14 protein-coding genes are annotated in these 14,532 nt (G+C 63.2%); 3 read left to right on the top strand and 11 right to left on the bottom strand.

Going from position 1 to position 14,532, the window contains the following annotated elements; all coding sequences use genetic code 11:
- Nucleotides 1-11: 11 nt before the first annotated feature.
- On the bottom strand, nt 12-1,208 hold the full coding sequence (locus XH80_RS31645; RefSeq protein WP_271601987.1) for an MFS transporter: 1,197 nt from the start codon (nt 1,206-1,208) through the stop codon (nt 12-14).
- A gap of 26 nt (nt 1,209-1,234) precedes the next feature.
- Between XH80_RS31645 and XH80_RS31640 the strand changes: the two genes are divergently transcribed.
- On the top strand, nt 1,235-1,570 hold the full coding sequence (locus tag XH80_RS31640) for a hydroxyisourate hydrolase (protein ID WP_057759084.1): 336 nt from the start codon (nt 1,235-1,237) through the stop codon (nt 1,568-1,570).
- Here XH80_RS31640 and XH80_RS31635 read toward each other — a convergent pair whose 3' ends face one another.
- The 6 genes from XH80_RS31635 to XH80_RS31610 all read right to left on the bottom strand — a co-directional run bounded on the left by XH80_RS31635 (nt 1,571) and on the right by XH80_RS31610 (nt 7,003).
- On the bottom strand, nt 1,571-2,386 hold the full coding sequence (locus XH80_RS31635; protein ID WP_271601986.1) for an ABC transporter permease: 816 nt from the start codon (nt 2,384-2,386) through the stop codon (nt 1,571-1,573).
- On the bottom strand, nt 2,386-3,249 hold the full coding sequence (locus tag XH80_RS31630; protein ID WP_271601985.1) for an ABC transporter permease: 864 nt from the start codon (nt 3,247-3,249) through the stop codon (nt 2,386-2,388). The genes XH80_RS31635 and XH80_RS31630 overlap by 1 nt, the downstream gene beginning before the upstream one ends.
- Before the next feature lie 15 nt (nt 3,250-3,264).
- Nucleotides 3,265-4,311, bottom strand: a complete 1,047-nt coding sequence (locus XH80_RS31625) for an ABC transporter substrate-binding protein (protein WP_057758582.1) — start codon at nt 4,309-4,311, stop codon at nt 3,265-3,267.
- A gap of 30 nt (nt 4,312-4,341) precedes the next feature.
- A complete protein-coding gene (locus tag XH80_RS31620; protein WP_271601984.1) occupies nt 4,342-5,436 on the bottom strand; it encodes an ABC transporter ATP-binding protein in 1,095 nt (364 codons plus the stop codon).
- Between the two features lie 107 nt (nt 5,437-5,543).
- A complete protein-coding gene (locus XH80_RS31615; protein WP_271601983.1) occupies nt 5,544-6,293 on the bottom strand; it encodes an aspartate/glutamate racemase family protein in 750 nt (249 codons plus the stop codon).
- A 2-nt stretch (nt 6,294-6,295) separates the two neighbouring features.
- Entirely contained in the window at nt 6,296-7,003 is a 708-nt protein-coding gene (locus XH80_RS31610; RefSeq protein ID WP_271601982.1) for a GntR family transcriptional regulator, read from the bottom strand.
- Nucleotides 7,004-7,208: 205 nt separating this feature from the next.
- Between XH80_RS31610 and XH80_RS31605 the strand changes: the two genes are divergently transcribed.
- Nucleotides 7,209-7,949: a maleate cis-trans isomerase family protein gene (locus tag XH80_RS31605; RefSeq protein WP_057758574.1), complete on the top strand. Its 741-nt coding sequence runs from the start codon at nt 7,209-7,211 to the stop codon at nt 7,947-7,949.
- A 201-nt stretch (nt 7,950-8,150) separates the two neighbouring features.
- Here the strand turns inward: XH80_RS31605 and XH80_RS31600 are convergent, their stop codons facing one another.
- The 3 genes from XH80_RS31600 to groL all read right to left on the bottom strand — a co-directional run bounded on the left by XH80_RS31600 (nt 8,151) and on the right by groL (nt 11,467).
- Nucleotides 8,151-8,837, bottom strand: coding sequence for a CBS domain-containing protein (locus XH80_RS31600; protein ID WP_271601981.1), 687 nt, complete (start codon nt 8,835-8,837; stop codon nt 8,151-8,153).
- A 311-nt stretch (nt 8,838-9,148) separates the two neighbouring features.
- Nucleotides 9,149-9,670, bottom strand: a complete 522-nt coding sequence (locus XH80_RS31595) for an Hsp20/alpha crystallin family protein (RefSeq protein ID WP_271601980.1) — start codon at nt 9,668-9,670, stop codon at nt 9,149-9,151.
- Between the two features lie 174 nt (nt 9,671-9,844).
- Entirely contained in the window at nt 9,845-11,467 is a 1,623-nt protein-coding gene (gene groL, locus XH80_RS31590; RefSeq protein WP_271602341.1) for a chaperonin GroEL, read from the bottom strand.
- 249 nt (nt 11,468-11,716) lie between these two features.
- Here groL and ftsH point away from each other — a divergent pair, with 249 nt between their 5' ends.
- Nucleotides 11,717-13,516: an ATP-dependent zinc metalloprotease FtsH gene (gene ftsH / locus XH80_RS31585; RefSeq protein ID WP_205668304.1), complete on the top strand. Its 1,800-nt coding sequence runs from the start codon at nt 11,717-11,719 to the stop codon at nt 13,514-13,516.
- Nucleotides 13,517-13,593: 77 nt separating this feature from the next.
- On the opposite strand, the gene XH80_RS31580 is transcribed toward ftsH, so the two are convergent.
- A complete protein-coding gene (locus tag XH80_RS31580) occupies nt 13,594-13,932 on the bottom strand; it encodes a hypothetical protein (protein ID WP_271601979.1) in 339 nt (112 codons plus the stop codon).
- Nucleotides 13,933-14,532: the final 600 nt, after the last annotated feature.

Here is a 14,532-nt window from a genome sequence, read left to right as displayed (position 1 = left end):
CGCGTGGCGCGCTATTGACCTGCTTTGCCGTGGTCTCCCCACATCAGAGCCAATGTGCCGCACAGTGCAAGGCCCGCCAAGGCGAAGAAGGCCGCGCCGAGGCTGGCGGCGCCGTCCAGGATCGATACCACGGCCGGCGCGGCCAGCAGGCCCGCATAGGATGCGGTCAGAACCGCTCCAGTGGTCTCGCCGACCCTATCCTGGGGGGCGAGGCGGGCAATCTCGGCAACAAAAACGCCGTTCCAGCCCGACGCCGTCAGGCCGAACAGGGCAGCAATGGCGAACTGTCCGGTACGGCCAAGCGAGGCGCCGTCGAGGCCGAGCAGCGCGGCGCAGAAGGCCATGCCGAGGCCGATAACGACGAGTACCGCGCGGGAGGCGTTGAGGCGCATCGCGACAAAGCCCCAGCCGAGACGGCCGATGAGGCCGCCGGCCTGCGCGCAGGCCAGCGCCATGCCCGCCTCGATATGGTTGAGGCCAAGCTCGCGCGTGCCGAGCGTGACGAAGACCGTGTTGAGCGACACCTGCATAGCGCTGAACGGCATCGAGGCCAGCGCCAGCGTCGCGATCCGCCGGTCTGACGTGACCAGTGCCAGTCGCCCGCGGAGATCGAGTTCTGGTGGCGGAGTGGCCTTGCCGGCATAGGCCGGCCGCAGCCACTCATACAGCAGGATCGCAATCAGCGCGCAGGCGCCGACCGCCGCATAGCACCAGGCCGGTCCCAGCGAGACCGCGACCGCTGGCAGCACCAGCGAGCCGCAGACGGCGCCGATCTGGTTACCCGTCTGGCGCACCGAGAACACGAAGGCACGGCGTTCGGTGGTCACGAGCCGCGCCAGCAGCGCTGCGCTGGCCGGCGTCTCCGGTCCGAACGCGAGGCCGAGACAGAGGCCGGCGGCGAGCAGGGCGGCCGTCGTGCCGAACGCGGCCAGCGCCATGCTGATCCCGATCGCCACCGCACAGAGGCTTGCGATCCGGAGCGAGCCCATCCGGGCAATAAGGCCGCCACCCCAGAACGAGGCGGGAATGCCGATGGTGAAAACCGCGCAGGAGAACAGCGAGAGTTGCCAGACCTCGATGTGGGCGCGCGGCGCGACCACGCCCGGCGCAAACAGGGCCAGCGCCACCAGCGCCTGGAGCGAGGTCATCGCGCCCAGGGCCGGCAGCAACGCGGACGCTGGCCGAAGCTGTGTGTTTGCGTCTACCATGGCGCCGCGCTCACGGGAGGGACATGGTGGCAGGCGGTATTTCCATTCACGCGGTCGATGTGGCAAGCGGACGGCCCGCGCAAGGGCTGCGCGTTGAGATCTGGCAGATCGATCCGGACTCCGCGCGTATCGCCGACGGGCGGCTCGGGGCCAATGGCGTACTCGATCATGCCGTCGCACAAGGCGCGGGCGTGACCGCGGGCGAGTACGAGGTGCTGTTTCATCTCGGCGAATTCTTTGGCGACAGCGAGGGCTTCCTGACCGTGACGCCATTTCGCTTCCGTATCAAGGATGTCAACGAGCATTTTCATCTGCCGCTGAAATTCACGCGCTGGGGTTTTGCGCTATTCCGCGGCGCCTGATCAGCTTGTCAGCCGCCGCGACAGGCCGGTGACGCGCTCCATCACCGCGACCAGCGCGACGGTGGCGATGATGAGCACACCCGACAGCGCGGCGATGGTCACATCCAGCTTACCCTCGAGGTCCTGCCACATCCGGATCGGCAGCATATCGGTCGCGGCATCGCGCAGGAACAGCGAGACCGGCACGTTGTCGAATGACGACATGAAGGCGATGAAGGCACCGGCGATGATGCCCGGCCGGATCAGCGGCAGCACGATTCGGCGGAACGTATAGAGCCGGCTCGCGCCCAGAACCGCCGAGCTTTCCAGGAGTGTCGGCTCCAGCTGGGCAAGTGCGGCGACCGTGTTGCGCACGACATAGGGTACGCAGACTACGGTGTGGCCGATCACCAGGGTCAGCGGCGACACCGGCAGGCCGACCAGCGAGAATAGCATCAGAGCCGCCAGACCAAAGGCCAGCGCCGGCAAGACCAGCGGCGACATGAAGAGGGAATCGAGCAGCCGCACCGATAGCGTTCGCGACCTCGAGATTGCGAGCGCCGCCGCGACGCCGAGGATGACGGAGAGGCTCGTGGCCCACAACGCGACGACAAGGCTGTTCTTGGCCGCGAAGTGAAGCTGCCAGGCGTTCCACAACTCCGCGTACCAGCGCAGCGAATAACCCGGCGGCGGGAATTTGAGCGAGAAGCCGCTGGTGAAGGACACGATCAGCACCACCAGCGACGGCGCGATGATGATAACAAGCGCGATGACCGCGATGACGGTCATGACGAGCTCGAAGCTGAGCGCCTCAAGAGTGCGTTTGCGCCCGCTCATCAGGCACCTCCATAGCCGCGCGACAGGCGGCCGAGCGTGGTAAAAACGGACACGACCGCGAGCACGGCGAGCAGGAAGATGATCGAGATTGCTGCCGCAAACGGCCAGTTCTGGAGCGTGGAGGCCTGCTGATAGAGATACATCGGCATGAACAGCATCTGGCCGCCGCCGATCAGCGACTGGGTGATGAAAGCAGTGATGGCCGCGGCATAAGTCAATGTGCAGCCGGCGATCACGCCGGGCAGCGACAGCGGCAGCACGATCCTGAAGAAGGTGCGCCAGCTACCGGCGCCGAGCGAGCAGGAGGCATCATCGAGATTGGGGTCGATCCGGCCGAGTGCGGTGATCAGCGGCAGCGTCATCAGAGGCATCTGCACCTGCGCCAGCGCGATCACCACGCCGAACTGGGTGTAGAGCAGCTTGAGCGGCGTATCGATGATCCCAAGGGATTGTAGCGTCGCGTTGATGATGCCTTGGCGGCCCAGGATCACGATCCAGGCGAAGGTGCGGACCACGACGCTGGTGAGCAGCGGGAGCAGCACGATCAGGATGATGATGGTTTGCAGCTTTGGTCCAACGCGCTGATACAGCCAGGCGATGGGAAAGCCGAGCAGGAGGCAGACCGCTGTGACCTCGGCCCCTAGCAGCAGCGTCGAGCCGAGCACGCCGAGGCTGAAGGGATCGGTGAGGAAGTGCAGGTATTGGCCGAGCCCCCAATGGAGCCCGGCCGTATCGTTGTGGAGCGAGAGCCAGAGCAATTGCAGCAGCGGCGCGACGAAGAACAGCAGGAAGAACAGCGCCAGCGGCGCTGCCAATCCCATTCCGTAGGACGTGACGTCCCGTGATGCCGGAGCTGCGCCCATGGTTTTGAGCCTGTCCTAGATCTTGATCTCGCGGTTGAAGCGCTCGATCCATGCCGAGCGCTGCTCGTTGATCTTTTTCCAGTCCTGGAACACGAATTTCTGCTTCAGCTCCGCGGTGTCCTTGGCCAGCACGCGCGCGATCTCGCCGCCCATTGTCACCTTGGAATTGGTCGGGACGATCAGATAGGGCGGGTTCATCAACGTGGTCTGCACCTCCGGCGTCAGCGCCGCCTCGATCAGCTTGAAGGCCAGCTCGCGGTTCGGCGAGTTCTTGACGATGTGGATCGTGGTCTTGAAGGCGATGGCGCCTTCTTTCGGCGCGACGAACTCGACCGGCACGCCGCGCGCTTTCAGGATCTGGATGGCGTTGAAATTGCCGGGCGAGATGTCGATCTGGCCCTGCTGGAACAGGGTCGCGAGCGCACCGGGATTGGCGGCGACCGCGGCGAGATTGGGCTTGAGTTCCTCCAGCGCCTTGAAACCCGGATCGACATTGGCTTCCGAACCGCCGCGCATCTTGGCGATCTCGACCAGCCAGCCGGTGCCGAGCGTCGAGTTGAGATTGGTGATGCCGACACGCCCCTTGAATTCCGGCTTCCAGAGATCAGCCCAGGATGTCGGCGGCGTCTTGATCGCCTCGGGATTGTAGGTGAGGCCGACCACCTGGAAGAACGGCGCGGGACCCATCGGCTCCTGCGCCTCGGCGATCAGGTCCTTGTAATGGGCGCTCTTCTCGACCGGATAGGGCTCGGCGAGGTCCTGGCCGATCGCGACGAGCGCCGGGCCGGGATCGTGCAGCATGACGTCGATGGGCGGGTTGGCCTTGGCGGCGTTGATCTTCGCGATCTGGTCGACCGAAAGCATGGGGTCGAGCACGATCGCCGCATCGGCGTTGGCCTTGCGGAAGGCCGGCACCAGCACGGCCTTGTGCGCTTCTTCCCAGCTTCCGGTAAAGGTCGCAAATACCAGCGGGCGTGCCTGGGCGAAGCTCAGTCCGGGAAACGCCTTCATGGCTCCGAGGGTGAGGGCGGTGGTCATCAGGCTGCGGCGGTTGAGGATCATGTCGAACTCCGTTGTGGACAATGACTGGAACTAAAGCGTCGCGGGAAAGGCATTTGCGAGCGAGGGGGCGAGCGGTGCGAGGCGCACGGCCGCGCCGCTCGCCAAGGCGTGCGTCTCGCCGATGCGCGCTTGGGAGACCTTTACGCCGGAGCCATCGGCAGTGGTGACCTCGTGGACGACGGTGGCACCTAACGGCAGCGACATGCCGACCACGCCGGCAAACCCCGACGCGTCGCCGACAAACTGCAGATGCTCGGGCCGGATGCAGACGGTGACGCGGGCGCCCTCGGTGAGGCTGCCCGCCGCCGGCCGGGCGATGATCTCCGCGCCTGCGTCGAGACGCACTTTTGCGGCCGTGCGATCTGCGGAGACCACGACACCGGGCATGCGGTTGGTGGAGCCGACAAACGTGTTCACGAACAGGGTCTGCGGCCGGTCGTAGACATCGGACGGTGAGCCGAACTGCTCGAGCTTGCCGTGGCTCAGCACCGCGACGCGGTCGGCCATCGACAGCGCCTCTTCCTGGTCGTGGGTCACGATCAGCGTGGTGATGCCGGACACGCGCTGCAGCCGCTTCACCTCGATCTGCATGTCCAGCCGCAGATTCTTGTCGAGCGCGGCAAAGGGCTCGTCCAGCAGCAGGATCGACGGCTTGATCGCGAGCGCCCGGGCAAGGGCAACGCGCTGCTGCTGGCCACCGGAGAGCTGTCTTGGCAGACGCTCCGCCATGGTCGGCAATTGCACCAGCTCGAGCAGGCGTTGTGCCTCGCGCTGGCGCGATGTCTTGTCGACGCCGCGTGCGGCCAGTCCATAGGCAACGTTCTCGCTGATCGAGAGGTGTGGGAACAGCGCATAGTTCTGGAACACAATGCCGACGGCCCGCTTGTTCGGCGGCAGCGCGTCGACGATGTCGTCGCCGATAATGATGCGTCCCTGCGTCTGCGCGATGAAGCCGGCGATGATGCGCAGCAACGTGGTCTTGCCGCAGCCGGACGGACCGAGCAGCGCGATGATCTCGCCACCCCTAATATCGAGATTAATGTTCTCGACCGCAAGCGCGCCGCTCGGATAGCGGTGGGTGACGGCGTCGACGACGAGCGAACGGCCGCCTTGCGCTTCAGCCATGATGGTAGCTCCGGTTTCGTCGAGAGAGAAAGCAAGTCGCAAGCCTTGGAATGCCGGCTCGGCGATTCAAAACGGATTGAACTTCTTGCATCGCCGCCGGGGCCTCCCTAGCTGTCGCGCCGCTCGAGCCGCGCGGCGAGCGCGTCGGCAAGACCGATGGTCGGTTTGGCGGCCGGCCGGCGGAACGTGCCTGCGGTCGCCTTGCGCAGCCGCAGCGCTACCACCGCCTCGGCCTGCTTCACGGCGGCGACGACCTGGTCGACCACAGGAACGGGGATCCTGTCGGCCACGCGCTCGGCAAGGCCGGAGAGCGGCGCGCCGGCAAAGATCAGAACGTCGGCCTCATCTTCGATGATGGCTCGCTGCGCCAGCTCGACGAGCACATCTTCCTTCTCGCCGCCGACATCGGAGATGGCCTGAAACGGCGTGTCGAGCATGCGGATGCCGGCGCAGCGTTCTCGCAGGCCATGGTCGCGCACGCATTCCTCGTACCAGGGGCCGAGCGCTTGCGCGAAGGTCACGATTGCAAATCGGCGCCCAGCCATACAGGCCGACAGCATCGCGGCTTCCGCAAGACCGATCACGGGAATGTCGAACGTCTCGCGCGCAGCGAACAGGCCGGGATCGCCGAAGGCGGCGATGATCGCGGCGTCGACCTTGCGATGCTGCTCGGCCAGCATTTCCAGCACGATAGCGCCGCCGATCTGCGCCTCGGTGCGCGTTGCGATATAGGGCACGCCGCGGGCCGCGGTGCAGGGGATGAGCTCGGTGCCGGGGGCGGCTGCGCGCTGCCCGACCTCGGTCATCAACTGCGTGACCGGGGTGCTGGTGTTGGGGTTGAGCAGCAGCAGCTTCATGGTCAGGCCGCCGTCAGCTTGGTTTTGGGGACAAGAGTCTCGAGCAATGCGATGCCGGTCTGACGGACATGAGCGCCGAGCAGGCGTCCTGCTGCCTCGCTGTCCCGTACTTCGAGTGCGGCGAGAATATTGGCGTGCTCTTCGACCGAATTGCTCCAGCGCTTGTCGGCGCCCAGCGCGAGATAGCGCGCGCGCTCGGCCCGGGAGATCAATGTCTCGTGCGCCTCACGGAGCGGCGTGTTGCGGGCCATGCGGACGATGGTGTTGTGTATCTCGCCGTTGATCGCAAAATAATCGTCGAGCTTGCCGTTGCGATGATGACCTTCCATGCGGGTCTGGAGCGTGCGCAGGCGGGCAAGATCGCGTTCGCTGGCGCGCTCCGCGGCGAGTTCTGCCGCGAGCCGCTCGATGCCGGCGAGCGCTTCGAATAGCTCCGAGATAGTCTCGACTGCAATGTCGGCGATGCGCGGGCTGCGATTGGGGCGAAGCTCGATCAATCCTTCAGCCGCCAGCACCTTCATCGCCTCGCGCAGCGGAGTGCGCGACACGCCAAGCTCCTTCGACAGTTTTGTTTCCTGGGTCTGCGATCCCGGCGGGAGCTCACCGCGAATGATCATCGTCCGCATCCGCGCGGCAGCGCGCTCGTGCAGGCCCATCCTCTTGAGTTTGGGCGACTTTCGTCCCGGGTTCGGATCGGATCTGTGCTGCACGCGGGGACTTCCTGTTGCGCCCGATCCTAGCCATTCCCAGTCAAACCAAGTGCTCAAATAGAAGACGTATGTGGCTCAAAACACGTGCTTATCGAACAAATTGTATGCAGCATGCAAATTGCCGGTTGCGCGAACGCAAGGGGATGCGGATGATCCTTTGCAGCGGGCGCGGATGCGCTTCGCCACAACGGAGCGATCGTGATCGATGTCAGTTTTGCGCAAGCGCCTCGGCATGATCACGCCGTCCTCCAACTCGGTGCTCGAGCCGGTCACGAGCGCGATGCTGCATGATGTAACCGACGTCACCGCGCATTTCTCGCGCTTTCGCGTCACCGAGATTGCGCTCGATGCTGCCGCGCTAAGTCAGTTCGATGTTTCGGTGATGTTGCCTGCGGCGGACTTGCTTGCCGATGCCAAGGTCGATGCCGTCGCCTGGAACGGCACCTCCGCAAGCTGGCTCGGCATCGACAGGGACAGGAGCCTATGCAAGGCGATCACGGCGCGCACAAACGTGCCCGCGACGACTTCGACGCTCGCCTGTATCGAGGCTGTCCGCGCGCTTGGCGCCAAACGCGTCGCGCTCGTCTCGCCCTATACGGACGACGTGCAGCGGCGGATCGGCAATGTCTGGGCCGGGGAGGGCATCGCACCGCATGCTGAACGGCATCTCGGCTTGCGCGACAATTTTTCCTTCGGCGAGGTCGCTCCCGCTGATATCGCCGACATGGTCCGCGCGGTCGCGGCGCAGGGGGCCGACGCCGCCGTCATCCTCTGCACCAATCTCGACGGCGCGGCGCTTGCGCCCGCACTCGAACGCGAGCTTGATATCGCCGTCCTCGATTCCGTCGCGGTCACGCTATGGCGAACCCTCGGTCTCGCCGGCGGCGACATCACGGCGCTCGCGTCGTGGGGGCGCATCTTCCAGACATCCGCCATGATGAGGTGACGGAGAGATCTGTAACACAGCCCGACCCCGCCATTCGCGGCGGACCATCGTGACAGCAAGCGATGAGTTTCGCGCCGATGTCGAAATGCGCGGCGGTCGCATTGTTATCATCTCCGACCGCGTCGAGGGCGGACCCGTGAGATCGACGCGGCGCCGCCGGGCGGCCGACCAGCGACCGTGTCTGATCACTGGTCCTGCAGGTCAATAGACGAAGGCGGGGGTTTCCAGCAGATGGTCGTTCACCGCCACCACGCCCGGGATCGCTTCTGCGACAACGCGAACGGCCGCACGTTCGGCGAGCGATGGGGCAAAGCCCCAGATATCGATCACACCATTCTGCACGGTCGCATTCAAATTGAACGTATGAGCCCATGGTTGCTTTCGGACTTCCTCGAAGAACCTCTTTCGGATGGCTGAATCTGGCAGCGATATCTCGAGCGTCGGCCTGGCGCTTGCGATCGCCTGGAGCAAGTTGGCCCGGCTGACGATTCCGATGAGCTGACCTTCCCTGTTGACGATGGGAACGCGCTTAATCCTACGCTCTTCGAGAAGCACCGCGATCTCATGCAAGGGCGTCTCGGGCGCCGCGGTCGCAACATCCTGCGTCATGATATCCTGCACCCTGATCGCGTGCGACTTGACGTAGTCGGTCGCGAGTTGGGCGTCGCCGATCAACAGGCGCAACCACCAGGAAGAAGAGCGTTCGGTCCCGCTCTCGGCCCTGTGCAGCAAGTCGCCTTCGCTCACGATTCCGAGAACCTTGTTGTCGGCATCCACGACCGGTACAGCGCTGATCCGACGCTCCAGCAGCTTTTGAGCGACTTCGCGGACGGTTGCAGTCGGTCCCACGGTAACCACTGGCGATACCATCACGTCTCGTGCCTGCATGGCAAACCTCCCTTATCAACGTTTCATTCCAGACAATCCTGTCCGACGCGCGGTCAAGGAGGCTCTGGAGGACGCTGAATCTGCCTAACCGCAGGAAGCATTCGTAGGCCGCTTTCCGTCGGCCGCACCTCGTCGCTTCCTGTCCGCGCGCGACGCTGCCAGTCAATTCCTCGATGGCATCTCCAACAACGCGAAAGGTGGAACATCTCCATTGCGCTATTGCGAGGCAAAGCGGTGATAGCGTGGTGCGCTTGCCGATATGTTGGTCGTCGGGGAGGCCGCGACAATCACAGCCTCCCCTCGACGGTCGCTCAGGCGGCCTTCACGTTGATGGTCTTGGCAGACTTCTGCGCTTCTTCGGTCTTCGGCAAGACGACCTTGAGCACGCCGTTCTTGAACGTTGCCTCGATCTTGTCGGAGTTGACATCGTCCGGCAGTGCGAAGTAGCGCTCGAAGGAGCCATAGCGGCGCTCGGAGACGTAATAGTCCTTCTTCTTCTCTTCAGTCTCTTCCTTTTTCTCGCCGCGGATGGTGAGACCGCCATTGGCGAGCTTGACGTCGATGTTTTTCTCGTCGAGACCGGGAAGCTCCGCCGTGATCTCGTAAGCCTTGTCGCTCTCGGAAACATCGACGGCTGGCGCGCTGAAGTTCTTGGACAGATCACGCTCCAGCCGGGCAAGCGACGGGAATGGCCGCTTCCAGAAACCGTTGCCGAAATCGTCGAAGATCTGATCGATTTCGTTCCTCAGGGCCTGGAATGGCTGCCATGCCGTGCCGGGCGCTGCGGGTGCGGTGGAGGTCTTGGTGACGGGTAGTTTGGTTTCGGTTGCCATGATCATCTTCTCCTTAGAGGCTGACCATATTGGTCAACAGAAAGAATAATCGCGGCTGTCGCGCGTTGGTTGATCTCCCTCAAATTCCCACGCCGGTGTCAGAAGTGTAGGCAAGATCTGGACGATCGTGTCGTCAACCTTCTGGCCAAAAAAACGGGGCAGTTGGGACGTGCCCTACATCGCCATATCGTGCTCCGCCAAGCGCTCGCGCTTCGCCTCCGGAAGTTCAGTCATCGTCGCTTCTGTCAGAAGCAGGACGCTCGCCACTGAGACGGCGTTTTCAAGTGCGGTCCGCACGACTTTCACGGGGTCGACAATGCCGGATTCCACGAGATCGACATAGACCTTGCGGGCAGCATCGAAGCCGAAATTTCCCTCGCTGCCGAGCATCCGCGCAACGACGACGCCTCCATCGGTAGCGGAATTCTCGGCGATCTGACGGGCCGGCGCTTCGAGTGCTCGCCTCAGGATCTGCACGCCAGTACGTTCGTCTCCCTCGCAAGCCGCTTCTTCCTTGGCCACGGCTGCGACAGTCCGAAGCAGCGCCAGTCCGCCGCCCGGTACGATGCCTTCCGCAACCGCAGCCTTAGTCGAGCTAATGGCATCGTCGAGGGCTTCCTTCTTCGCCTTCATCTCGGCTTCGGTCGGTGCCCCGACCCGGATCACGGCGACGCCGCCAGAGAGCTTGGCGAGGCGTTCCTCGAGTTTCTCCCGGTCGTAGTCGCTGGTGGTCTTCTCGATTTCGACCCGGATCTGGGCGACCCGCGCGTCGATGCGCGAACGGTCGCCGCCACTGCCGATGAGGGTGGTGTTCTCCTTGTCCGCAACCACGCGCGCGGCGCGGCCGAGCTGCTCCAGGGTGGCACTTTCGAGCTTCAGGCCGATGTCTTCCGAGATCACCTGGGCGCCGGTTAGAATCGCGATGTCTTCCAGCATGGCCTTGCGCCGATCGCCGAATCCAGGTGCTTTGACCGCGCAGGCCTTGAGCACGCCACGCAGCTGGTTGACGATGAGCGTCGCCAGAGCTTCGCCCTCGATGTCTTCGGCGATGATCAGGAGCGACCGGCCGCTCTTGGCGACTTGCTCAAGGACGGGGACGAGGTCACGCAATGCACCGATCTTATGGTCGCACAAAAGGACGTATGGGTCCTCCAGCACCGATTCCATCCGGTCGGCATCCGTGACGAAGTAAGGGGACAGGAAGCCACGATCGAATTTCATCCCTTCGACGACGTCCAGGAGGGTCTCTGTCGTCTTGGATTCCTCCACCGAGATCACACCATCACCGCCGACCTTTTCGATCGCGTCGGCGACCAGCTCACCGATGGACGTATCGTTGTGGGCCGAAATCGTCGCGACCTGAGCTTTTTCGGCTCCCGTCTTCACCGGCTTTGCCATCGCGCGCAGCGCCGCGATGGCGGCCTGCGTCCCTCGGTCCAGACCACGCTTCAGGTCGATCGCACTCGCGCCGGCAACAACGTTGCGAACTCCGTCCGACAGGATGGCATGCGCGAGGATGGTCGAGGTGCTGGTGCCGTCTCCGACGACGTCACCCGTCTTCTCGGCGGCTTGGCGAAGAACCTGAGCGCCAAGATTTTCCTCGGCGTCCTTGAGATCAAACTCCTTCGCGATGGTGACACCATCGTTGCAGACGATCGGCGCCCCCCATCCTTTCTGGATCAGAACGGATTTCGACTTCGGACCGAGCGTAACGCGCACCGCATCCGCGAGCAGGGAAGCGCCGCGCAGGACTTTCTCGCGCGCGGCTGAATGGAACAAAACTTGTTTGTGAGCCATTGAAATGCCTCGGCTGTGCTGCCTTGTGCCGAAATCTCGCCAAACATTGTGTACGACTGTGCTTGACGGAAATTGATCTTGGTCAAACAGGTGATCAATGCCGATGTCGCGGTCTGCAGCGGTGTTGGCCATCGAGTGGACCTGAATCAATCCGACGCGGCCATCTCCCGTTACCAATTGAGTGCGAGCTGATGTTGATGGGAGGAGCAGGTGGAGGCAGGTCAAGGGTCGCGAAAGCAGACCATCGTGATGGCCATCATCTTCGCAGGCAGTATGTTGCTCGTCGCCCTGCAATTCCTTGTCGCAACCTATAATTCGATCGAGACCATTCCTTACAGCCAGTTTGAGCAGCTGCTCGCCCAGGAAAAGATCGCAGAGGTCTCCGTGGGACCCGATAGCATCCAGGGAAAGCTGAAGGAACAACTCCCGAGCGGAAAGTCTGCGTTCGTCACCGCGCGGGTTGATATGGTCCTGGCCGACAAGCTCGCGCAGAAGGGCGTGAGCGTCACTGGCGTTCCCGGGAGCGGCGCATTGCAAAGCCTGCTGTCCTGGATCTTCCCGATCGTGGTCTTTTTCCTGATCTGGTACTGGATCGGGCGCGGCATGACCGGCCGGCAGGGATTTGGCGGACTCATGGCGATTGGTAAGTCGCGTGCCAAAGTCTATGTGGAGAAGGACATCAAGGTGACTTTCGCCGACGTCGCCGGGGTCGATGACGCGAAATTCGAGCTGCAGGAGGTGGTGTCGTTTCTAAAGGATCCCGGCAGCTACGGCAGACTGGGTGCGCATGTGCCGAAGGGCATCCTATTGGTGGGACCGCCCGGTACCGGCAAGACGTTGCTGGCCCGCGCTGTCGCCGGCGAGGCCGGCGTTCCGTTCTTCTCGATTTCGGGCTCCGAGTTCGTCGAAATGTTCGTCGGCGTCGGCGCCGCGCGCGTGCGTGACCTGTTCGAGCAAGCCCGCAAGGCAGCCCCATGCATCATCTTCGTCGACGAGCTCGACGCACTTGGACGTAGCCGTGGACCGCTGTCGTTGTCGAGTCATGATGAGAAGGAGCAGACCCTCAACCAGCTCCTGTCCGAGCTTGACGGCTTCGATCCGAGCGTCGGCGTGATCCTGTTGGCGGCGACCAATCGCCCTGAAATCCTGGATCCCGCGCTGTTGCGGGCAGGACGGTTCGACCGGCAGGTCCTCGTCGACCGGCCAGACAAGACGGGGCGCATTGCCATTCTCAGAGTGCACGTCCGCAAGATCCGGATGGGTGAGCTAGTTGATCTGGAGAAGGTAGCTGGCCTCACAACCGGCTTCACGGGGGCTGACCTTGCCAATCTCGTCAACGAGGCCGCGATAGCCGCGACCCGGCGGGGCGCTGGCGAGGTCTCTTTCGCCGATTTCGTCGCCGCGATCGAGCGGATCGTTGCCGGAGTGGAAAAGAAGAGCAGGGTGCTCGGCAAGGAGGAGCGGCGTAGGGTTGCATATCACGAGATGGGCCATGCTCTCGTGGCTGCGAGCCTGCCGGGGGTCGATCCGGTGCAGAAAGTATCGATCATCCCGCGTGGAATCGGGGCGCTGGGCTACACCATTCAGCGTCCCACCGAAGACAGGTTCCTGCTGACCATCGAAGAGCTGAAGAACCGGGTCGCGGTGCTGATGGGTGGACGCGCGTCGGAGCGCCTGATCTTCGATGGTGCGATTTCGACCGGGGCCGCCGACGATCTTCAACGTGCGACCGAGGTGGCCATTGAGATGGTGACCAAATACGGCATGGACGAGACGGTCGGGCAGCGCACCTATGCCCCCAAGCCCCAGGCATTTCTCGCGGCCCAGGATACGGTCGTGACTGCTGCCGAAGCCACCGGCCGCGAGATTGATCTTGCCGTGCGCAATCTGATCGAGGAGGGTGATCGCCGTGCCCGCGATATCCTGCAGCGACGCCGTGCCGACCTTGACGCCGGTGTTGAACTGTTGATTGCAAACGAAACCGTGACCGCGGAGCAGTTTACGCCACTACTCGGCAACAGAGAAACGAACGAGTCCGTCGCTGCCTGATCGCAACCGAGCCGACCATCACCTCCTCAAGAGTTCGCGGCTTGGTGTCGCGTTACCTGCGCGACCTCCGTCAGCTCTCAAGCGGGACCCGATGCGATTCTGTGACGAAGGCGGTGGCAGAAATCATCCAGTACCGTATGAACATTCTCAAGGTGGATCAGGTATCTCTCTGCGTTTTCCCGCGCGGATGTGCCGAGGGCGAGAGAATCGCGGCGGGCGGCTGCTTGTGCGACCTGTTGACGGCTCGCTGAAACCTTGGTTTCCGCGAACTCCAGATGCTCGCCGTCCGCGCCGAGCTTGTCGAGCTCAGCAATAAGCAGTGCGATCGTGGTGCTTCGGCGCTGCGTCGACAGGCTCATGTCCTTCAAAATCTCTACGTAGTGATCGATGTTTGCCCGGGCGACGTACCTGTGCATGGTCTGCTCCCCCGCGCTGCGCGCAACTGTTACATGTTACCACTAACGGTGGGTCGGCGAAACGGATCGAGCATCGAAGGGAGTGAGCGGCGGTATCAGGATGGGGTTTTGGCTTCTGCCGCCTAGGTGATCTTCCTGAGTTGATCTTCGGGCAGGGGAGAGACAGGTCTGTGTCACGGAGCTTCCATGTCCAACATCCTGTTTCGCTGCCCCAACACGGGCATGAACGTTCAACATCCTATCTGCGAGCCTGCCTCAGGGGCGCGTGCCGAGGCGGTCTTGGTCGTGCATTGCCCGGCTTGTGCGCGGATTCATTTGATAAATGTGGCGACAGGTGAATTGTCGCGCGATGTCCGGAGCAGATGATCCTCGAGATCTCCTTTGATCCCGACCAAGCCAAGCCAGGGAGAGGTGCTTAGTATTTTCTGGTTCATCAGAAGATTTGGTCGAGGGTTCGAGCCGCTCTCCGCTTCCATTGGCCATGATGACCTCTGATGGATAGAGCCAGCCGTCTTTTTCCTACGTCGAGGTTCCGAATAGCTTGCGCACCGCCGGGAGCCACTCGCCAGTGATCTTGAACTTAAGCCCGCGCGGAAAGCG

Origin of the sequence: Bradyrhizobium sp. CCBAU 45384 (assembly GCF_028128665.1) — a bacterium.
Lineage (GTDB): Bacteria > Pseudomonadota > Alphaproteobacteria > Rhizobiales > Xanthobacteraceae > Bradyrhizobium > Bradyrhizobium manausense.
Note: the sequence above shows the minus strand (reverse complement) of the source record. Positions and strands in the feature narration are given on the sequence as shown.